This window comes from Vibrio crassostreae 9ZC13, assembly GCF_000272045.2.
GTDB lineage: Bacteria > Pseudomonadota > Gammaproteobacteria > Enterobacterales > Vibrionaceae > Vibrio > Vibrio crassostreae_C.
This window is the reverse complement of record NZ_AJYZ02000019.1, coordinates 630,640-650,973: the sequence shown is the minus strand read 5'-3', so window position 1 is coordinate 650,973 and position 20,334 is coordinate 630,640. Positions and strand designations below refer to the sequence as shown.

Below are 20,334 nucleotides of genomic sequence, written 5' to 3'. Positions count from 1 at the left end.
CCCAGCCATATTGGCTTGTTCTGCGCTATCGCTTAAAGCCTTTGAAACTTTGGCAAGGCTCGGCATGCCCGATTCAAAAGGTTGAGAGTTCCATTCATTACTGCCTTTCTCTAAGTAATGAGGAAGTTGAACGAACCCTTGGCTAACATTGACGTTAGCACCTGAAGCATCATACATCGTCTCGATGGCTACTTTTGCTTTTGTAATCTTAGTCGCGTCGCCACCACCAATATACTTATCAAAATCAGTGTCACCGCTAAGTGCATCTTTGAAAGGTTCTGACGTTCCAAACTGCATCGCATAAGCTGTCGACAAGTCAACAGAGTTAGGGTTTGCGCTACCTGCCCAAACGCTATTGAGGTTTGCTGCAGCCAACCCTGTAGCTGTTGCCGCTTTGGTAGCGAAAAGGGAATCACCTATAGACTCAGTCGTAAACCACGTCGAATAAATGATGTTTTCAGTATCAAGGTTAATAGCACCTGCAGCCGTCGCTCCAGCAAAGATCTTTTCAACACCTTGAGTGACTTGTTGTGCTTGAGCTAGGCTACCTTCGGTGTACGTTACCGCACTAGATTTCAGTGCAGCATAACTTGCCGACATGCCAACAGGATCACCATTAATATCCGTGAGTTCATTTGACAGCGCCAACACGTATTCACTTGAAGCATCTAAGGAATCATTGAACACAATTGTGAAGGTGTCAGTTGAGGCACTAGAAAGAACGTTGAAATCAACGCCTAAAGTCAATATTCCAGCGACACTAGGTGCAGTTTCAGATGTGAGTGAGCCGCTAAGTTTTAATAGGTAAACCCCACCAGTAGCTACACCGTCAGCTAAGCCAGTACCTTCAAAGTCCATGATAATTGGCATTGAAGTTGACCAGCCATCCATTGTATTCATTGCTGCGATAGGGTTGGTTAATGAGTCATCACCGCCAGTCGGCAAGCCAAGTGTACCGTCGCTAGCATCCATCAACGCGAAACTAGGAAGAGGAACTGCAATATCAGCACCCGTTAATTGAAACTTGATGCTCGTCGCTTGTCCGAGTGAATCTTGAATGTATTGCTCATATTGAATCGCTGTTGACGCACCTGAACTCGAAGAGTCATCACCACAACCAGCAAGAAACATTGCTGAAGCGAGCAGCGAAACATTAAATAACTTTTTCATGTTTTAATTCCGTTTAGTTGAAGGTGTAGTTCATTTGAATTGCAGATAGGTAAGCGACTGCATCACCAGAGAATTCAAGTTCTTGCCCTAGTTCATTGGTTTCTTTGAAGTCACCATCTTTACTTTGTACAAGGGCAAAACCAGCATCGAAGGAAAGGTTAGGGCTGTACTGGTAAGTTAAACCTGCGCTGTACCAGAAACGGTCGCTATCAGGAATACTCAACGTCGCTTCACCAGCTTGCTCGTCATAAGCTAAACCAGCTCTTAAGGTCCATTCTTGGTTTAACTGATAAGTTGCACCCAGTGAGTAACGGTTATTGTCGTCGTAGTCTTCGGTCTTTTTAAAACACTCGCCACTTACACAATCTGAACTTGTCGCTTTAAGCTCTTTGAAGCTACTCCACCCAGTTTGTTGCCACCCGTAGTGAATTGCCCATTGGTCGGTCAATTGGTGGAAAGCTGAAATTTCAATAATCGAAGGCAACGTGATTTTTAGACGTCCTGTTGTTGTCGTAGCACTGCCTTCCACGATGCTGCCCGTGTAATCAGTAAAGTCACCGTCATCAAAGTCGAGGTCTACCTCTGAACGATAAGCGATAGAGAATCGGTTGTTTTCATTCAGTTCATATAACGCGCCCACGTTCCAACCAAATGCAAATGTTTCACCTGTCATACTGATCAGTTTTGTTGAGGCAGGATCTCCAGTGATGTTCGAAATAGAGCCTTGATGACGATTTAGTTCAGCCTCGGCGTAAACAAGGTTCGCACCCGCACCAACACTAAACTGGTCGTTAACTCGATACGCCACATTGGGGTTTAAGTTCACTGACACTAGTGAAGTATCACCTGCAAGATCACCCGCATAAATATCGTCTGGGTAATCGGTAGCAACGCCGTAGTTAGAAAACATACCAATGCCCCAAGCCCATTTATCGTTAATAGGGCTGATGTAGTATGCGGCAGGGACGACTTGCAATGGCGCTACGTCTTTAGATACTTGGCTTTGTCCGCCAGAACCTGGAACATTGTTTTGAGTAATATCCACTTCTGGATCAACGATAGAAACCGCGCCTGAAAATTGGGCTGTATCAAATAGGGTCATTGCGGCGGGGTTTCTCGCTAGTACACTCGCGTTATCAGCTACTGCACCTTCACCTGAAAAGGCACGACCAAGACCTGAGGCAGAATGCTCAGCAACTTGGAAACCAGCCGCAAGTGAGTTACATGCAAATAGTACTGAAAGTGAAACGAGAGAGCGTTGTATTGTTTTCATCCTTGACCCTCCTAGGGCATCGAATTTCGTTATTATGGTTTGAAAACACACTGAGCATTTTTGGTGTTGAAGCTCCAATGTAAATGGCATGTTAAATTCATGTTTTATATAAAGTCAAAGAAAGAGTTGTTATTTTGTGAGGTTATGTTTTAAAGGGGCGGCACTTTAACATCGATAATATAAGTATAATCAATAATTTATTCGTGGTTGGAGGTGTGACCAGAGTGTTTATGCATCGTTGCGGTATAAATAGTGTTCAATAGCTCAATATGTAACAACTTTGTTTCTGTTTACCACCATTCGCTAAATCGGCATAATATCGACACTCGTTAGAAGTCATTAAATTGGAATTTTAAGTTTGGAATTACTCGCGATAGAGTTTCTTGGAAAACCGCTTCGTTTAGAAGGATCAATGGCAGGGTGGCAACAGTTGTATTGGGATAACACTTTGGTATCTCAATTAGATGCGACCACAGACCAAGAAGACGCCCGAAAACACGAATTTACACTACGCGCTGGCGAAGAAACGTTGCAGTGTCACGTTGAATCGACCGTTCAGTGGCAACCGTTTGAGATGACGTATAAAGCGTCGGTGAATGGGCAAACCATTACCGAAGGCAATCGAAACACCAAAGATATTGAACAACAAACTCCTGTTGTCGCTCCTAAACCAGAGAAGCGTTTTAGCTTAATTGGGTTGGTGTCGCTTGGTATGAAAGCGCTTAAAAGCGCCAAGCTAATCAAGGTCGTACTTGCTTCTGCGAGTTTAGCGGCCTATTCATGGTTGTTTTCAATTCAGTTCGCTTTGGCCTTAATCGCCTGTTTAATGTTCCATGAGTACGGTCATATTAGAGCGATGAAATACTTCGGCATGAAAACCAAAGGGATCTATTTGATACCATTTCTTGGTGGCTTGGCGTTATCCGATGAAAAGATTAATACGCGTTGGCAAGATGTGGTTATCTCAATCATGGGGCCATTGTTCGGCCTGATATTGTCGTTAGTATTTATGGTGCTGTATTGGGCGACTGGCGAAATGTTCTTTGCCGGCCTTGCAGTATTTAATGCTCTATTAAACCTGTTCAATCTATTGCCGATTTTGCCTCTCGATGGCGGACATGTTCTTAAAAGTATCAGTTTCTCGATGAACAGTGTGCTTGGCATTGTACTTTGTGTCGCGGCTGCCGTTGCTGGTGTGGTATTGAGTTATCAGTTGAATTTAACCCTGTTTGGTTTCTTATTGATCATGGGCAGTGTTGAAATACTGTTTGAATGGAAAGGACGTCATCACAGTCACTTGTTACCGTTAGACAAATACGGGCAAGTCGTGTCGTTCGTTTGGTATGTAGGTTTAGTGAGCAGTTTGATTGGTGTTATCTGGTATTTTGCATCTACTGGTGATCAGCTATTAAGCCTACCATTACAAATTCTTGGTACTTAACGAGTGAGTTTCTGTTGTTGGAATTATCCAGCTGCTTAGTGCACTTGAACTGTTAGCAAGCAAGAAACTGAAAATGCCCTAACCAATATGGATAGGGCATTTTGTATTTACACCAGCTAGGCGATTCTTACTTAGATTACGCTTTGCAATTTGGTCTTGGTGAACCTGATTGAGGAAGCGTTTTTATCGTTGCTTGTAGATCTTTAATACGCGTACTGTGGGAAGGGTGCGTAGAAAGCAACTCTGGCGGTTGATTACCCCCTGATGCTTTCGCCATGTTTTGCCACAAGTTGACACTTTGGTTTGGATCGAAACCTGCTTGAGCCATATACTCTAAACCAACAACATCGGCTTCAGACTCTTGAGTTCGCCCATACGGTAGAATAACGCCATATTGAACGCCTAACCCTAACGCGGCCATCGTCATACCTTGATACTGTTTGTATTCTGATGCACCTAACGCAACGTTAGTAATAGATAAGCCCGTATTAGCGATTTGAGACTGAGAAAGGCGCTCATTACTGTGGTCCGCTAAAACGTGTGCCACTTCGTGACCGATAACCGTCGCGAGTTGGTCTTGATTGACTGCAACCTTGAGTAACCCTGTGTATACACCGATTTTTCCGCCAGGTAGGGCGAATGCGTTCACTTGATCACTATCAAACACAACAACTTCCCATTCACTAAAACCTTGTTTAGGAATATATTGAGTGATGCTGTTCGCTACGCACTGTACATAAGCGTTAGTTTTGGCATCTTTGCTGATGGGTTGTTCTTTTTTCATTTGTTCAAAAGACTGTGCTCCAAGCTGAGACATGTCTTTATCTGAAAAAAGCAGCAATTGGTTTCTGCCTGTCGGAGAAGCGCTACACGCGGTTAGGCCTGCAAGTGTGAGAAGCGAGGCAAACTTCATCCATGACGTCATACAATATCCTCTGTGTATTCGGTTTTTATGCATGTTAACATCAACTTGCGTAATAGCTAAGGGCTGTAAGATAACTAACAGCGGTAATATAGAAAAAAGCTATGCACGCGATAACAAGATCAATAATTAGGGAACCTATATGAGTATTTGGAAAAAGCCCGTTGACCTAGATACCTTCAACGCGACCTCAAAAAATACCTTAATTGAACACCTCAACATTGTTTACACCGAAGTAAATGACAATTCTTTGGTAGCAACCATGCCGGTTTGTCACTTTACGCACCAACCACTGGGTATGCTTCATGGCGGCGCATCGGTTGTGCTAGCAGAAACGCTTGGCTCATTGGCTGCAAACTTCTGCGTACCAGAAGGCTATTATTGCGTTGGGCTCGATATCAATGCGAACCACGTAAGGTCAATGCGTGAAGGGCATGTCATTGGTACTGCTGAGCCTATTCACTTGGGCGTCTCTACTCAAGTATGGCAGATCAATATCACTGATGATCGTCAACGCTTAGTTTGTACCAGCCGTTTAACCATTGCCGTTAAGAAACATAAGCGATAACAGACTAGGCAGTCGTACGCTGGTTTTGTCTTTAGAAGAAGTAATCAGTACTTAGAACAAGCAATCAGTATTTAAAGAAGTAACCCGAGAAGCCCATGGTCATAACGTTTAAAAGTGGAAAAGTCATCGCAACCGCACATGAATTGGTTGTTCGTTTAGATGGGGAGCATAGAGTCACGCTGCAAGCCCAAGTTGATGCAATTCAATTGATCGGAAAAGGGGCAAATGTTATTTCAGCTAACGGTTCTGAGTGTAAATGGTCGATAAAATTAGACGATGAACAGCAGCTCCGTGAAATCGCTAATGAAATTGGCTGCGATGTAATGTAATCCTTTACGGTAAAGGCACTTAACCCTTAAGATTGAATAACATCTTAGGATGTCGTACTCATAATTCACAATAAAATTGTGTCAGTAATATTGATTTTACGCCATAAAATAGGGAAACTGAATTCAATGTCCTTTGAATAAGTTTTCCTCTTTATGAGCAGCCCAAGACTTCGCGTTCAATTTGAAACCCTGTTTGAATACTTCGATGGTAAAGATTCTGATGTTCAACTCGACGACATCACGGATGTGCTTTGTTGTACCCGTCGTAATGCCCGAATGGTACTCAACAAGCTTGAAGAAGAAGGGTGGGTAGAATGGTTACCTGCAGCAGGTCGAGGAAAGTTATCTCAACTTATCTTTAAACAGAATCGTTGTGATGTCAGCGAGAACTTAGCAAGACGCTACTTGCAGGAAGGAAAAATTGGACAGGCGCTGTCAGTGCTTGATCACAATGCTGCCAAACTCACGCAAGTTATTCAAAACTACTTGGGCGTACAGTATCAAGAAGGCGAACAAGTTATTCGTTTGCCTTATTACCGTCCGCTATCCATGCTTAATCCGACAAAGTCTATGCGTCGTTCAGAGCAACACATCGCCTGCCAAGTCTTCAGTGGTCTAACGCGTTTGGATGAAAACGATCAGCTCCAGCCTGATCTTGCGCACTCGTGGCAGCAGATTAGCGATTACCAATGGCGATTCTTCTTGAGACCCGGTGTTCGTTTCCATAACGGGGAACCTCTGTTAACCAATCATGTTGTGGATACACTGCTTGCACTCGAACCTCTCAACATGTTTTCGCATATCAAAGATGTCTCTTCACCTGCAAATTGTGTAGTAGATGTTTTTCTCACACGTCCAGACAAGTATTTTCCCCTCGCACTAACGGAATCGGTCGCTAAAGTCACATTACCGATCACTTTACGTGGTGAAGACTACGATATTCGACCGATTGGAACGGGACCTTATCGCATTGAAAAGAACGACGAGAAACAACTCGTGTTAACCGCTTTTAATGGGTACTTTGGTTTTAGACCGTTAATTGATCGCGTTGAAGTTTGGGTGGTGGATGAGGCTTATTCTTCAATGGTTTACCCAAGCCTATCTAAGCCTGTTATGGCCGACCGTGGCGATAGCGATGAAGTAGAACTCGATCCTGGCTGCACGTATTTACTGCTCAATAGAAAGAAAGGTATTGCACAAGATCCCGCATGGGCACAGTTTTTATCTAACGCGTTGAATGCGGCGGATCTGTTTGTTCATATTCCAAAAGAGACTGTTATCGATTTGGGCGTGTTACACGCTTATGGGATAAAACCCGGTTGGTATGACATAAAGTTAAAAGTGCCCGTTTGTCCACCAGCAAATTCCAAACCAACGATAAGATTGGCGTATCAATGCCAACACCCAATGTTCCCAACGCTTGCAAAGGCGATTGTCACGGTGCTGAAGCAATACAACGTCGATGTTGATCTTTACGGTTACGAAACCGATCCTCCGCACGCCGATGATGTTGATGTTTGGATTAACCCTATGGGCATCGCCAATAACAGAGACGACGCCTTGGCTGGCTGGTTAATGGACTACAGTTTTCTTGATGAATCTAGCCCGGCAGAAGACTTCGACCAATGGTGTCACATGATTGACCGTTGGCGTTCTGGTGAATTCGAGCAATTCCCAGCAAGACAGTTAGGTAAACAACTAGTCCAAAGCAATCAATTGATCCCGATGTTCCATTGCTGGTTAGGCGTCAATAAAGATCAATGTGGTACGTTGCAAAACGCGAAATGTAATGCATTAGGTTGGTTCGACTTTAGCCAAGTTTGGGTGAAGCCTGACGTTGATTGAAATCCAAGAAAACTCAATTAGGACCAAATAACTCATTTAGGAAAAACGATGCAAACTCTGATGGTTACATTTATTACGCTGGTGGCATTTGCTGCTAATTCAGTTCTGTGTCGCTGGGCCTTAATGGATCAAACGATCGATCCTTTGAGCTTTTCGATCGTTCGCATCTTATCTGGTGCGCTTACGCTTTTGATTTTATTAGCTTTATCTTCCCAATCTAAAGCTAAAAGTGAGTTAGCAAGTAACACATCGCTATACACAAAGCTCAAATCACAGTTTCAACTCACATCAATATTGTCACTGCTCGTGTATATGTTTGGTTTTTCGTTTGCTTACTTAGAGCTTGGCGCAGGTCTTGGTGCTCTGGTGTTGTTTGTCGCGGTGCAATTTACGATGATTGCCGCGCACTTGTTTTCTGGCAACAGAATGTCATTGATTGAATGGGGCGGATGTTTGTTATCGGTAGCAGGGCTTGTTTATTTATTAATGCCAACGGAATCGACACAGGCACCTGATTTAGTTTCTATTATCTTGATGTCTCTGGCCGGAGTTGGGTGGGGCATTTACACATTGGCAGGAAAGACATCGTCAAACGCACTGCAATCGACCACCGCTAACTTTGGATTCAGTTCGCTAGTTATCCTTTTGGCATTAAGCTTGTTAGTTTTGATTCCTAATGCGTTAACGCAAGTGTCTATCACTGAACAAGGTTTGATTTACGCGGTTATATCGGGCTCTGTGGCTTCTGGTGTGGGTTATAGTTTGTGGTATTACGTGGTGAAAAAGCTGAATACCGTGGTGGCGTCTATTGCACAGCTTTCTGTTCCAGTTATCGCGACACTTGGTGGTGTATTACTTTTATCTGAACCTGTCACCATGCAATTTATAGTCTCATCAACCGTTATACTTCTAGGGATAAGCTTGGTTCTTGTCGCCCCTAAACTTAAGAAATAAAGAGTTCAATCATTAACTTCTATGGCTAAACCAAACAAGAAACAACCGACCAAGACGGTTCAGATTTTCTGTGCCAAATGTAAAACGCAGCTTTTTAAGTATCGGAAAGGTGGCAAAGGTGCACTCGTGAAATGTTTTAAGGAGCGTATCGTTGAAGATTTCACGACAAAACCATGTGTGTGCCCTGAATGCGGGATTGAATTTGCGCGAGACACTTTGGTTCGAGGTACGCCAGCCTACAAGTTTGTTGGTGGCAAGGTAACGATGAAATAACCTGTCACGATGAAACGACCAGTCATATTAAAACGAGCAAACAATGCTGAAACTAAAAATGCCACAGCACGGTTTGTGTGTGGCATTTCAACGTTGCTTTTGATACTCAGTGTAAATAATTGAGCTTAGTAAGCATTGACACGCCCTTGAAGCTTAAGAAGTAATAGCGAGACAATTGCGCCCGTGGTGTCACACAGCATATCTTTCTGTGCATCCCAAATATCGCCTTGTGAACCAAGGAATGCGATACCTTCATCACCACCTGCGATCTCCGCGTACCACCACTCGATAATTTCATAACCTGCAGCAACACTCATAATCGCAAATAGCGCAAAGAAACATGCCAGCACCGGTTGAGCCAGTTTTTTACGAATCAAGTACTCAGCGAGTGGGTAAGCATAAAGGCCAATAGAGAAATGCGCGACACGGTCAAAGTTATTCCGTTCTGAACCTATCATGTTATTGAACCAATCAAATGGCACTTCCGCGAAGGTATATTTTGCGCCTATCGTATGCAAAATCAGCCAGATAAACATCAAAACGTAAGCTGTCTTAGTGAAGGTGAGCTTTGTTGATAACCACCAAATACCGACCAATATCGCGAGCGCTGGGACAATTTCGGCAATCCATACCGCTCTTGAAGAGGGAGCAAACGCTGAAAATAGAAACACAATCAGATACAGCGTCGTCAATGACAGTAATGGTCTATTTTGAGCAAGTGGCGTGATTGTCATATCAAGATCTCTCGTCGAAGTTTTTAATAGTGTTACACAATAATGAACAGTGTTCAATTGGCTCTTAATCACCAGATTTGTTGAAAAGTGGTGTTATCGCCCAGTATCTAGACAAACGGTTGCTAGAGTTTCACAAAAGTTTGATTTACAACAAAGCGATCCTTAAAATCGCTCTATTACTACATAACAAGAAAGAAAGTCATGAAACTGGAAACTGTCGATTACCTTGCTGACGACGCAGCAGAACAATTTGTTCGCTCTCTACGTGAAACTGGTTTTGGTGTTCTTAAGAACCACCCAATCCCGAAAGAGCTTGTTGAGTCAATTTACGAAAACTGGTACCAATTCTTCATCTCTGAAGAGAAAGAGAACTTCCACTTTAATGTTGAAACACAAGATGGATATTTTCCACCTTCAGTGTCTGAAGTTGCTAAAGGCCACACTGTAAAAGACATCAAAGAGTACTTTCACGTATACCCTTGGGGCCAAATCCCTGAACAGCTGAAAGAACAGATTCTAGATTACTACCAACGTGCGAATGCTTTTGCTCAAGAGCTGCTAGGTTGGGTTGAAGCTCATGCTCCTAAAGAAGTACAAGAGAAATTCTCTATTGCGTTATCAGAAATGATCAACGGCAGTGAACAGACTCTGCTTCGTGTTCTTCACTACCCACCAATGCAAGGTGATGAAGAGCCAGGTGCAATCCGCGCTGCGGCACACGAAGACATCAACTTACTGACGGTTCTTCCTGCTGCAAGCGAGCCGGGCCTTCAAGTTAAAGCTCAAAATGACGAGTGGCTAGATGTTCCATGTGACTTCGGTAACATGATCATCAACATCGGTGACATGCTTCAAGAAGCATCTGGTGGTTACTTCCCATCGACAACTCACCGTGTAATCAACCCATCAGGTGAACGCCAAGAGAAGTCTCGTATCTCTTTGCCTCTATTCCTTCACCCGAAACCAGAAGTAGTGCTATCTGAAAAGTACACAGCAAACGAATACCTAATGGAACGTCTAAGAGAGCTTGGCGTTATCTAGTCAGTTCAATGCTTCGTCCCTAAAATTGGGATAGATGTGAAAGGTCAGCTAAGTCGCTGACCTTTTTTGTATCCGTACCAAAGAATTGCGGCTTTATTACTAACGGTTATATTCAACGAAATGGTACTCAGTTTTGACGATAAAAGGTGCCTTTAAGCCAAACGTTAGAAAGTTGTTTGTCCTTAAGCTCGACAAATCTTAGAAAATCGCTTTCAATTAAAGAAGATACGCAACGGATGCGAAACAGGTTACTTATAGTATCCACAGTTCTAGAAATCCATTAATTCAGAGAAGCTAACTGAGTCAACTATGTCGAATTATCAAGATGTGAGAGCAAACTTTCATTGCCATATGGAAAACCCATTGCTTTGGCCGATAATGGAAGTGCTTAAGCAAAAGCCAAGCGGATGGAAAGTACACACATTGGCAGCTCATCTGAACGATCTTGGGTTTGTGCCAGTGTTGGATGCTGTGCCTGAGAAAGAGTTGTTTAAAAAGAACTTCCTTATCATGAATGCGCTTTATCAGCTTCAAGAAACCTTACACCCAGATGGTTGGCTCCAAGTCCAAGCGATGGACATCGAATTGATGAATGGTCGTTATCACGGAAGCAGTCACAGCATCGATCATCAAGACCCACTTCGAGAATACTACATTAATTGGGTTAACTATGAAGCGGATGAAGGTGAAGTCAAAAGGCTGTTGAACGAATTTTGGACTCGGTATAGAAAGTATGTGGGTGGTGATGAACTCGATATGGATCGAAGTCGAGCATTGAACCTGTTTGAGTTACCTTTAGGCGCGACACACCATGAAATTAGAAAACGTTGGCGACAACTGGCATTGAGATGGCATCCGGACAGAGACGAAGGCAACACCGCAAAATTTCAGACGCTCTGTGAAGCATGGCATGTATTAAGAAGCTCATAATCGAGAGGCATTTCTAGCTGTCTAATTGCTCAGAACCCTAAAACGGAAAGCCCCACATTGTGAGTGATACAAGTGGGGCTTTGTCGAAATTACGTTATGTTTTGGGTAAATACGTTATGTGTTGTAGCGACTTAAGTTGTTGGTGCTAGGAGTGATCTTTGCTCTCACCACTTTTATGCTCAAAGGCATAGTCGAGTACTTTACGGATATAAGGTGCGCCGACTTTCGAGCCGCCGTTACCGTGTTCAATGACCACAGTCGCGACATATTCAGGGTGTTCATAAGGTGCGAAAGCTGTGTAAAGCGCGTGGTCAAGTAGATGCCTAGCGAGTTTCTTCGAGTTGTAGACCTGATCTTTCGCAAGATCAAACACTTGTGCAGTTCCTGATTTACCGCCGCTCGTGTATTTAGTTCCCTTAAATGCACGCCTGCCGCTGCCTCGACTTCCGTGGTTCACGAGTCGCATCGCGTTGATGGGCACATCCCAAATTCTATCCGGTACTTCAGTGATTGAGGGCATTGGCTCCGGTTCGACAAGTTTTTGGGTACTGAAATCTTCACCGTGGTCTAAGGTAGCTCGTAAGATATGCGGTGGCATCACCTTACCATGATTAACCAATACTGAAGTTGCTTTAGCAAGTTGCATCGGTGTCGAAGTCCAATAACCTTGGCCAATACCAATCGGTACTGTGTCGCCCTGATACCAAGGGGTGCGATAACGCATCATTTTCCATTCTCGAGTCGGCATGTTGGCGGTACTTTCTTCATAGATGTCGATACCTGTCGGTTCACCAAATCCAAATCGGTTCATCCAACTTGAGATTCGGTCAATACCCAAATCAAAAGCGGTTTGATAAAAGAATGAATCCACTGACTCTTCAATCGCTTGGGTGACATCAACAGGCCCGTGCCCCCAACGTTTCCAGTCACGCCACGATTTGGAGTTTCGTTTTGAACCGGGAATTCTCCATACCCCATGGTCGTTACGAATTGTATCTTCAGAGATAACATGCTCTTGCAGTCCTGCCACAGCCATAAATGGTTTAACAGTTGATGCAGGAGGATAAACACCTAGAGTCGTACGGTTTACCAACGGGTGAGCAGGGTCATTCAATAAGCGTTGATAGTTCTTACTCGAAATGCCGTCGACAAAAAGGTTAGGGTCGTAACTCGGGCTTGATGCCATCGCTAACACGCTGTTGTCTTTTGGATCGAGAATAACTGCGCTGCCAGTTCTATGGTCAAGTTGCTCAAAAACGTATTTTTGCAGTTCAAGGTCGATATTTAGCACGATATCTTTGCCGGCTACTGGAGGCACGTATTCAATCGTTCGAACAACTCGTCCGCGGCTATTTACTTCTACTTCCTGATAGCCCTTGGTTCCATGTAGGATATCTTCGTAATAACGCTCAACGCCGAGTTTACCTATAATTGTTGTAGCTTGATAATTCGCATCTATCCCTTGTTCTTCAAGTTTTCTTAGATCGCTATCGTTGATATGCGCCACGTAACCAAGAACGTGGGTAAGAACCTCACCATTCGGGTAAAAACGCTTTAAGCTGGTATCTATAGATAAGCCGGGGAACTGGTACTGGTGCACGGAGAACTTGGCGATCTCTTCCTCCGTTAAGTTCTCTAGAATAGTCACAGATTTAAAACGGCGGGTGTTGTGATAGCGTTTTTTGAAACGAGCGATCTGCTCTGCATCACGGGGGACATATTTGTCTAGCTTGGTGAGCATTGCATCGACATCATCGGTTTGCTCAGGAATCATGGTTAGATCAAAGACAAGCTTGTTCTCTGCAAGCAACACGCCGTTACGGTCGTAAATAAGTCCACGAGTAGGGGCGATAGGTAATACTTTGATTCTGTTGCCATCGGCACGAGTTTGATAGCTTTTAAAATTTTCAACTTGAAGTCGGTATAAATTGCCGACTAAGACAAGAGTGAACATCAAGATCCCACAAAACGCGACGATTACGCGGTTTTTGAATAGGTTCACTTCGATTTTATGGTCACGCATCTTAACGCGTTTATGATTCATTGAAGCCTCAAGGGTCTGTTACATTTGGTTACACTTGTCGAATCGGGACTTTATCTGAATATCACTAGGGTTTTGTAAAAGCTGTGTCATGTTTTGAGGGATCGACAGCATTAGATGGCGGTAAACAGTGCCTTTAATTTTCTCATTACAAAAGATGATAAGTAATTGATGTAAAGATTGGTTTTATGAATTTATAAAGTTCAAGAGTTTTGACGACACTAGAGGTTAGGTCAAAAGAGGTTAGATAAATTTACGGCCCTCAGAATGAGAGCCGTAGAAGGTTAATTTGCTTATTTAGTGGCTTAGAAGCTTTAGTAAATTAGAAGATTAAAACTTCAAAAACCTAGAAGCACAATAAATCCGATATTTAACGAAATCAGTTCGAAGGCTTGAACTGAGATTTACGCATACGGTTCAGAGCAGCCATCACATCTAACGTTCTTGGTTTCGCTAGGTCACCGTAGTTAGGCATGTTAGCGTGCCATTCGTTTTCTAAAATAGCGTTAAACTCTTTAGCAGGGTTGTTTGACCAACCTGGAGTTTGTGCGAATTGGAACCAAGCCCAACCGATCGCATTCACTTCAGACGGTGATTCTAATTGCTCAAGCGCAGAAAGGTCTGCAAACTCTTTACCAAAACGCAGTGACTCTTTGCCTTTAGCATTAACACGGAATTTACCGTCAGTCAGAATGTTCATCAGTGAAGCACGGTTCAATGAACGCGGTACAAACGTTTCTAAAGCAGTTTCACATTCGTTAGTACGCTGAGTAGGGTGCTGAGCAATCACGTCTTTTGCTTTTTCAGTCACATCTACCGCTTGGTAGTCGTGCATTTGAATCACAGTGTTCGCGACATCTAGGTAATCACCAGAGCCACCCATTACAACAATGGTAGAGATATCCATCTCTTCACGAAGCTGACCAATGCGGTCGACAAGTGGTGTGATTGGCTCATCGCCTTTTGACACTAGCGCTTGCATACGCTCGTCACGAATCATGAAGTTAGTCGCTGACGTATCTTCATCGATAAGTAGAGTTTGAACGCCGGCTTCAATCGATTCTTGTAACCAAGCCGCTTGAGACGTAGAACCTGACGCATCTTGTGTGCTGAAGTCAGATGTGTCTTTCTGCATTGGTAAATGGTTGATGTAGTTTGACAGGTTCAAGCTGTGCACACATCGACCATCTTCAGCGCGGATCTTCATCGTATCAATCGCAGTTACAATGCCTTCGCGACCGTCACCAGGAATATGGTTGTAGATAGAACGTTCAACGGCGTTCAACAGTGTCGATTTACCATGGAAACCACCACCAACGATCAGCGTAATGCCTTTTGGAATGCCTAGGCCGGTCACGTCACCTTGGTTTGGAGTATTTAACGTAACACTCAATGATTCTGGAGCCGCGAAAGGTACCGCGTCTTTCATTGGAAGGTCGCAGTTACCCGCGATACGAGGTAACACACTGCCGTTTGCAACGAAAGCGGCTAGGTTGTTTTCATCCAATTGAGCACGCAGCGCTTCTTGGTCTTCAACGGCTTCACAATGTTTGATCATTGCATCGATGTTTAACTCACGCTCAAGCGTCGCGCGACGAATAAACTTCGGTAAGTAGAAAGTGATGATGTTGTTCGCTTTCTTAGCAAGAATGCTACGACCATCAGCTGGTAAATTAATACGGAAACGAATTTCGATGCCGTGGTCTGTGAATACAACAGCTGTGTTGTCTAATACGGTTTGACCCGTCAGCGCGATAGAAACGGTCGACTCTTGTTTCGCGAACTCAGAGAAGCTACGTGCGATAAAGTCACGAGCGGCTACTTGGTATTCGTAAGATTTTTCTTTCAGCCAATCTAACCCGGTCAAAGACCACGCGCGCGTTGCACGAAAACGAGAAGCTGACGCGTATGGGTCACCTTGGATGTGGTCGATGTGTAATTCAAAATCAGCAAAGTCGTATTGACCTTTAATTTGTTGATATGCACGGTAGTTTTGTTTTTCGAGCTTTTTAAGCTTTGCAGTCAACTGATCCATAACGAGGAATGCCTATATAAGGGGAAAGATAAAAACGAAAGGCGGCGATTATAAAAATCACCACCTTTAGAGTAAAGAGAAAGTAGGCCTAAATCCAAAACTAACTGCTCTTTTTCGCTTTAAGCGTAACGAGTTGTCCCCAAATAGTTTTGATTGATTAAGCTGTGTTCGAATTCTTGGCTCGGCATTGGTCTTCCGTAAAGGTAACCTTGGCCCACATCGCAGCCTTCGTTAATAATAAATTGCTCCTGAACCTCCGTTTCTATGCCTTCAATCGTCACTTTTAAGTCGAGCTTTTTGGCAATTTGGACAATAGAACGAACAATTTCCGAGTCTTCGTGTGAGTTGAGCATTTGGTCGATAAAGCTCTTATCAATCTTAATGGTGTCGAATGGGAACTTCTTCAGATAACTGAAGGAGGCGTAGCCCGTACCGAAGTCATCTAGTGACAATGTAACGCCAATATCGTGCAAAGATCCCAAGGTATTCTTGGCAACCACTTCATCTGCTATCAGTCCACTCTCCGTAACTTCAAGTTCTAAGAAACGAGGCTCTAAATGATAGGTTTCGAGTAGGTGAACCACTTGTTCCGCAAAGTGTACGTTCTTGAGTTGAATTGCAGACACATTCACAGCCATCTTGAAATCTTCAACGTATTCGGACCACTCTTTGGCTTTTTCAATCGCATTGCGTAAAACAAAGCTGCCCACTTCGAAAATCAAACCGTTTTGTTCAGCCATGTGGATCAGGGTTTCGTTAGAGATATCACCCAAAACAGGATGTCGCCAACGAAGCAAAGCTTCAGCACCGATCCAGCGATGCGTCAACGGGCTAACTTTGGGTTGAAAGTAGAGCATAAGGTCATCATTACGAACGGCTTGAAGCAAATAGCCTTCGATCTTATTAATGTGAGTTTGTTCTTCGGTATGGGATTGAGAGTAGTAAGCGAACTTTTGTCCTGAATCTTTGCAGGCTAACATCGCTTCAGAAGATTTCTGCAGAATGCTTTCCGCGTCATCTTCGTCGTTCGTAATTGCAATCCCAATAAACGCGTGCAAATGCACTTTGTCACTTTCGATGTCGAATTCTGAATGACCAACTTTAACGAGCGTCTGGCAAAGTTCTTCAAGGCGATGGTGTAAATCTTTAACGCTAAATGCCAATACGAGGTCAACCGAAGTAGGGCGTGCAGTTAATACATCGATATCAGAAATACAGTCGATGCGTTTTCGGTATTCAACAAGCACTTGGTCTAACGCGTTATAGCCGTAGCGTGCTTGTATGCGTCTACCGTTGGTAAAACCAATATGAACGACTGCAAATGAGCTGTCTGTCAGCCTTCTCTGTGACAGTAGCTTGTGGTTTAAGCGAGATTCAAATGCGTTTCGGTTTAAAAAGCCGGTGCCGAGGTCGTGATTCTTTTGGAAGTTAATCTTCTGTTCAGCCGCTTTTCGTTTATCAATTTCTTGATTCAACGAGTAATTAAGGCTCGCGAGATCTTTAGTGCGATTGTAAACACGGTTTTTTAGGTCGCGATTCATTTGGGTAAGCTTGGCGTGTTGGAATAGGGTTTTAAGCTGAGATTCAATCGAAGTCCGAAAGCTCTCTAACAGTTTGATATAAGTAGGGGTGTAGTGATTCTCTTTCGAGTCCAAGATACAAATGGTGCCAAACAGTTCACCGTTAGGCCAAAGTAATGGAATACCACAATAGGAGACTAAGCCGAGTTTGATGTCTGGGTTGTTGTCCCACTTAGGATCGGCAAGCGCGTTAGGCACAAGAAGCTGTCGTTGAGTTTCCATCACTGTTTCGCAGTACAGCCCATTCCCCAGCGTTTCAGAATCACCTTTGTTGTATGGGTTGTTCTCGCTACGACTGGTTGAAAAAACTTCAATGTAATTGGCGTGAACGCGCATGATTAGTGCTGCGGGCACTTGAGTAATTTGAGCTAAGAGGTCGACAATATTCTGCCAACCGTGCTCCATATCGTCTGGGATATCTAAATCGAGAGTTTTTATTTTCTTCATATGACTCCGAGTCAATTATGCTAAATGCATCAACACATCCTGTGTTAATTATGATGAACCAAAGAAAACTGTGAATCTTACGTTAACTAAGTATAAGAAATGTTGCACGAAAAAACCTCGGCAATTATGCAGAGGTTTTCAAATGTGAATCCGGGTCTCAGTAATGAGATAATTTTAGATTAAGGCTTTAACTTTATAAAATCTTCTGTATTAAGTTTCTGGCTATAATCTACCGATGGTTGAGCAAACCCATTTAATTGTAGAAATTCTTCTTTAAACCCTTGGTAATCCCCTAAGGTTTGGAAGTTATTTTCGTCCATCTTTTCTAGCAGTTCAGTTACGTGCGCTTGGGTTTCTGGGTCTAATTCCCAATCATCCATACGGATCAATCGCTCACCATCAAGTGGTACTTTGGCTTGACCATAAAGTTTACTGCCAAACAGACGCTGCATTTGTTGGATACAACCTTCGTGGGTCTCTTTCTCTTTCATCACCTTATACAAAGCAAGTAAGTAAGGGCTTAATCCAGGGATGAAAACGCTCGCTTTAGTGACTAGGGCTTTACATACCGCCGCGTAAGCGTTGCCGTCGAAGTTAGCTAGTTCGAGGTTTAATGCATGACTGGTTTGATGAAGGTCGATCTTAGCGCGACCTAAAGTACCGTCTAAGTAGATAGGGTGCGTCACTTCAGGGCCAACATAGGAGAAGGCGATCGTCTTACAACCCGGAGCAATAGACTCAGCGTTGATCAGTTCATCTATCCATTGTTCCCAATCTTCGCCTCCCATCACTTTGAGTGTGCTTTCGGCTTCTTCTTCCGTCGCGGCTTCAAGCGTGTTGGTGACCCAGTTGTCGTGTTCCAGAGAAATGGTTGCACCAGTTACGCTTTCACCAATAGGTTTGATGGCAGAGCGCCAAAACTCATCGGAATCTGGTTTAGGACGAACGCCTGCAGCTAAGCTATAGATAATCAGATCCACTTCACCTTCGAAGTAGGTTTCAATGGCTTCGACAACTTGTGAGCGTGTTTCTTGCGAAAATGCGTCGCCAACGATGTTGATAGCAGTGCGTTGCTCTCGTTCGGCTTCTTTTTTGAAGTAGATGTTGTTGTACCAACCAGCACTACCTAGGGATTTTTCGTTTGGACCGCGCTCGAATGAGACGCCGATAGTGTCAGCTTTTGCGCCGCCAAAGGTAAGGGCAATACGAGCGGCAAGGCCAAAGCCTGAGGAAGCGCCGATAATCAGTACTCGTTTAGAGCCATCTTTGATTTGCGGCGCACTCTTAACAAACTTGATTTGTTGCTTTACGGCTTCTTGACAGCCAAGAGGGTGAGCGCTTTTGGCTACCACATCCTTGATAACAGGTTCGATCAGCATAAATAACCTTACAGTTAACGGTGATATGCACTCAGGCTAACGTAAAGCTGTGTAAAATTTATTGAGCTAGACCATTAAAACTTAAAGATACTGATATAATTCTTCGGCGACGAATTCAGCAATCCAAGGTTGAGCTTCTGGTTTTGGATGCAGTCCATCGTTCATCATCCACTCAGGTTTGAGGATGATATGCTCTAGGAAAAACGGCAAAAGTGGCACGTTTTGTTGATCAGCAAGCGCTGCAAAAACGTATTCAAACTGCTGGTTGTAACGCTTTCCGTAATTTGGTGGGATTTTAATCTGCATCATTATAGGTTTGGCGCCCGCAGCTTTTATCTGCTCAATGATCTGCTCAAGATTTGCAGACATCAGCTTAGGTGGGAAACCACGAAGTCCATCATTCGCACCAAGTTCGATAAGAACGGTGTCTGGAGCATGTTCTTCAAGCAATTGTGGTAGGCGGGCTAAACCATTGCCCGTTGTATCACCAGAAATACTCCCGTTAACCACGGTTACCGTTTTGTCATGCTTTGCTAACGCGTCTGGTAACAGGCTTGGCCAACTCTGTTTGATGTCCATGTTGTAACCAGCACTCAGGCTATCACCAAGGACCAGTAACTTAGAATCTAAGCGGGTATCTTGAGCCAAAGAAGCGGTTGAAAATAAAATAAAGAATAAAAAGGAAATTAGTCGAGTCATGCATACATCCATCATTAAAGCAGAAGCTGTTTCGAAGACAGTGTCTACTAATCAAGAACATTTAACAATCCTAGAGCACGTCGATATCGATATTCGTGAAGGCGAAACTGTCGCGATTGTCGGCACGTCTGGCGCGGGTAAATCGACCTTAATGACGCTGCTTGCTGGTCTTGATGTACCAACGAAAGGCGAAATCAGTTTATTAGGACAGCCACTTTCACAGCTTGATGACGAGGCAAGAGCGAAGATCCGCAGTGAATCGGTAGGGTTTGTATTTCAAAGCTTCTTGTTAATTCCAAGTCTTTCAGCGCTACAAAATGTCACGTTACCTTGTTTGTTAAAGGGAGAAGACGAAGACATCGAACGCGCGACTGCTCTGCTTGAATCAGTAGGCTTGAAAGACAGGCTTGATCACTTACCGTCGCAGCTATCGGGTGGTGAACAACAAAGGGTCGCGTTGGCGCGCGCATTTATGATTAAGCCAAAAATTCTTTTTGCCGATGAACCCACAGGCAACCTAGACCAACAAACTGCTGCCAAAATTGTCGAGTTGTTGTTTGAATTGAACTCATCCCACGGCACAACGTTAGTGTTGGTGACACACGATCCTAAGCTTGCACAACGTTGCCAAAGAACACTCAAGATGCATGTCGGTCAGATAAAGGAAGTCTAA

Annotated in this window: 17 protein-coding genes and 1 pseudogene; 9 read left to right on the top strand and 9 right to left on the bottom strand. The window is 43.8% G+C overall.

The window, feature by feature from the left end; all coding sequences use genetic code 11:
• Positions 1-1,170, bottom strand: a pseudogene (locus A136_RS04255) (VolA/Pla-1 family phospholipase); the annotation flags it as partial.
• A gap of 13 nt (positions 1,171-1,183) precedes the next feature.
• Positions 1,184-2,443: an outer membrane protein transport protein gene (locus A136_RS04250; RefSeq protein WP_017064607.1), complete on the bottom strand. Its 1,260-nt coding sequence runs from the start codon at positions 2,441-2,443 to the stop codon at positions 1,184-1,186.
• A gap of 358 nt (positions 2,444-2,801) precedes the next feature.
• On the opposite strand from A136_RS04250, the gene A136_RS04245 reads away from it, so the two are divergent.
• A complete protein-coding gene (locus A136_RS04245; RefSeq protein WP_017060065.1) occupies positions 2,802-3,884 on the top strand; it encodes a site-2 protease family protein in 1,083 nt (360 codons plus the stop codon).
• 136 nt (positions 3,885-4,020) lie between these two features.
• On the opposite strand, the gene A136_RS04240 is transcribed toward A136_RS04245, so the two are convergent.
• Positions 4,021-4,809 carry a M48 family metallopeptidase gene (locus A136_RS04240; RefSeq protein WP_017060066.1) on the bottom strand — a complete coding sequence of 263 codons (789 nt, stop codon included), beginning with the start codon at positions 4,807-4,809 and terminating at the stop codon, positions 4,021-4,023.
• A 139-nt stretch (positions 4,810-4,948) separates the two neighbouring features.
• On the opposite strand from A136_RS04240, the gene A136_RS04235 reads away from it, so the two are divergent.
• The 5 genes from A136_RS04235 (at position 4,949) to A136_RS04215 (ending at position 8,775) form a co-directional block, all read left to right on the top strand.
• Positions 4,949-5,374: a hotdog fold thioesterase gene (locus A136_RS04235; RefSeq protein ID WP_017060067.1), complete on the top strand. Its 426-nt coding sequence runs from the start codon at positions 4,949-4,951 to the stop codon at positions 5,372-5,374.
• 95 nt (positions 5,375-5,469) lie between these two features.
• Complete coding sequence (locus A136_RS04230; protein ID WP_017064605.1) at positions 5,470-5,703, top strand: DUF3389 domain-containing protein; 234 nt, start codon at positions 5,470-5,472, stop codon at positions 5,701-5,703.
• 153 nt (positions 5,704-5,856) lie between these two features.
• The gene (locus tag A136_RS04225; protein WP_017064604.1) at positions 5,857-7,548 is read left to right on the top strand and encodes an SgrR family transcriptional regulator; all 1,692 of its coding nucleotides are present in this window, start codon (positions 5,857-5,859) and stop codon (positions 7,546-7,548) included.
• Positions 7,549-7,596: 48 nt separating this feature from the next.
• Positions 7,597-8,502 carry a DMT family transporter gene (locus tag A136_RS04220; RefSeq protein WP_017064603.1) on the top strand — a complete coding sequence of 302 codons (906 nt, stop codon included), beginning with the start codon at positions 7,597-7,599 and terminating at the stop codon, positions 8,500-8,502.
• Positions 8,503-8,523: 21 nt separating this feature from the next.
• Positions 8,524-8,775 (top strand): hypothetical protein, encoded by a 252-nt coding sequence (locus A136_RS04215; RefSeq protein ID WP_017060071.1) that lies wholly within the window; start codon positions 8,524-8,526, stop codon positions 8,773-8,775.
• Between the two features lie 125 nt (positions 8,776-8,900).
• Here the strand turns inward: A136_RS04215 and A136_RS04210 are convergent, their stop codons facing one another.
• Entirely contained in the window at positions 8,901-9,509 is a 609-nt protein-coding gene (locus tag A136_RS04210; protein ID WP_017064602.1) for a DUF2238 domain-containing protein, read from the bottom strand.
• 201 nt (positions 9,510-9,710) lie between these two features.
• On the opposite strand from A136_RS04210, the gene A136_RS04205 reads away from it, so the two are divergent.
• Both A136_RS04205 and A136_RS04200 read left to right on the top strand, forming a co-directional pair.
• Complete coding sequence (locus A136_RS04205) at positions 9,711-10,550, top strand: isopenicillin N synthase family dioxygenase (protein WP_017060073.1); 840 nt, start codon at positions 9,711-9,713, stop codon at positions 10,548-10,550.
• A 309-nt stretch (positions 10,551-10,859) separates the two neighbouring features.
• Positions 10,860-11,480, top strand: coding sequence for a DNA-J related domain-containing protein (locus A136_RS04200; protein WP_029235236.1), 621 nt, complete (start codon positions 10,860-10,862; stop codon positions 11,478-11,480).
• Positions 11,481-11,625: 145 nt separating this feature from the next.
• Here the strand turns inward: A136_RS04200 and mrdA are convergent, their stop codons facing one another.
• The 5 genes from mrdA to A136_RS04175 form a co-directional block, all read right to left on the bottom strand.
• Positions 11,626-13,524, bottom strand: a complete 1,899-nt coding sequence (mrdA, locus tag A136_RS04195) for a penicillin-binding protein 2 (RefSeq protein WP_017064600.1) — start codon at positions 13,522-13,524, stop codon at positions 11,626-11,628.
• A gap of 376 nt (positions 13,525-13,900) precedes the next feature.
• Positions 13,901-15,556 carry an ABC-ATPase domain-containing protein gene (locus A136_RS04190; RefSeq protein ID WP_017064599.1) on the bottom strand — a complete coding sequence of 552 codons (1,656 nt, stop codon included), beginning with the start codon at positions 15,554-15,556 and terminating at the stop codon, positions 13,901-13,903.
• Positions 15,557-15,675: 119 nt separating this feature from the next.
• Entirely contained in the window at positions 15,676-17,583 is a 1,908-nt protein-coding gene (locus A136_RS04185) for a sensor domain-containing phosphodiesterase (protein ID WP_017064598.1), read from the bottom strand.
• Between the two features lie 179 nt (positions 17,584-17,762).
• Positions 17,763-18,962, bottom strand: coding sequence for an enoyl-ACP reductase FabV (gene fabV, locus A136_RS04180; protein ID WP_017064597.1), 1,200 nt, complete (start codon positions 18,960-18,962; stop codon positions 17,763-17,765).
• 81 nt (positions 18,963-19,043) lie between these two features.
• The gene (locus tag A136_RS04175; RefSeq protein WP_017060079.1) at positions 19,044-19,661 is read right to left on the bottom strand and encodes an arylesterase; all 618 of its coding nucleotides are present in this window, start codon (positions 19,659-19,661) and stop codon (positions 19,044-19,046) included.
• Between A136_RS04175 and A136_RS04170 the strand changes: the two genes are divergently transcribed.
• A complete protein-coding gene (locus tag A136_RS04170) occupies positions 19,660-20,334 on the top strand; it encodes an ABC transporter ATP-binding protein (RefSeq protein ID WP_017064596.1) in 675 nt (224 codons plus the stop codon). The two genes, A136_RS04175 and A136_RS04170, sit on opposite strands and share 2 nt — an antisense overlap.

Excerpts from the sequence above, each read along its gene's own strand:
- A136_RS04250 (WP_017064607.1), bottom strand. The coding sequence starts at position 2,443 with ATGAAAACAATACAACGCTCTCTCGTTTCACTTTCAGTACTATTTGCA.
- A136_RS04240 (WP_017060066.1), bottom strand. The coding sequence starts at position 4,809 with ATGACGTCATGGATGAAGTTTGCCTCGCTTCTCACACTTGCAGGCCTA.
- A136_RS04235 (WP_017060067.1), top strand. The coding sequence starts at position 4,949 with ATGAGTATTTGGAAAAAGCCCGTTGACCTAGATACCTTCAACGCGACC.
- A136_RS04230 (WP_017064605.1), top strand. The coding sequence starts at position 5,470 with ATGGTCATAACGTTTAAAAGTGGAAAAGTCATCGCAACCGCACATGAA.
- A136_RS04225 (WP_017064604.1), top strand. The coding sequence starts at position 5,857 with ATGAGCAGCCCAAGACTTCGCGTTCAATTTGAAACCCTGTTTGAATAC.
- A136_RS04220 (WP_017064603.1), top strand. The coding sequence starts at position 7,597 with ATGCAAACTCTGATGGTTACATTTATTACGCTGGTGGCATTTGCTGCT.
- A136_RS04215 (WP_017060071.1), top strand. The coding sequence starts at position 8,524 with ATGGCTAAACCAAACAAGAAACAACCGACCAAGACGGTTCAGATTTTC.
- A136_RS04210 (WP_017064602.1), bottom strand. The coding sequence starts at position 9,509 with ATGACAATCACGCCACTTGCTCAAAATAGACCATTACTGTCATTGACG.
- A136_RS04205 (WP_017060073.1), top strand. The coding sequence starts at position 9,711 with ATGAAACTGGAAACTGTCGATTACCTTGCTGACGACGCAGCAGAACAA.
- A136_RS04200 (WP_029235236.1), top strand. The coding sequence starts at position 10,860 with ATGTCGAATTATCAAGATGTGAGAGCAAACTTTCATTGCCATATGGAA.
- mrdA (WP_017064600.1), bottom strand. The coding sequence starts at position 13,524 with ATGAATCATAAACGCGTTAAGATGCGTGACCATAAAATCGAAGTGAAC.
- A136_RS04190 (WP_017064599.1), bottom strand. The coding sequence starts at position 15,556 with ATGGATCAGTTGACTGCAAAGCTTAAAAAGCTCGAAAAACAAAACTAC.
- A136_RS04185 (WP_017064598.1), bottom strand. The coding sequence starts at position 17,583 with ATGAAGAAAATAAAAACTCTCGATTTAGATATCCCAGACGATATGGAG.
- fabV (WP_017064597.1), bottom strand. The coding sequence starts at position 18,962 with ATGCTGATCGAACCTGTTATCAAGGATGTGGTAGCCAAAAGCGCTCAC.
- A136_RS04170 (WP_017064596.1), top strand. The coding sequence starts at position 19,660 with ATGCATACATCCATCATTAAAGCAGAAGCTGTTTCGAAGACAGTGTCT.
- A136_RS04175 (WP_017060079.1), bottom strand. The coding sequence starts at position 19,661 with ATGACTCGACTAATTTCCTTTTTATTCTTTATTTTATTTTCAACCGCT.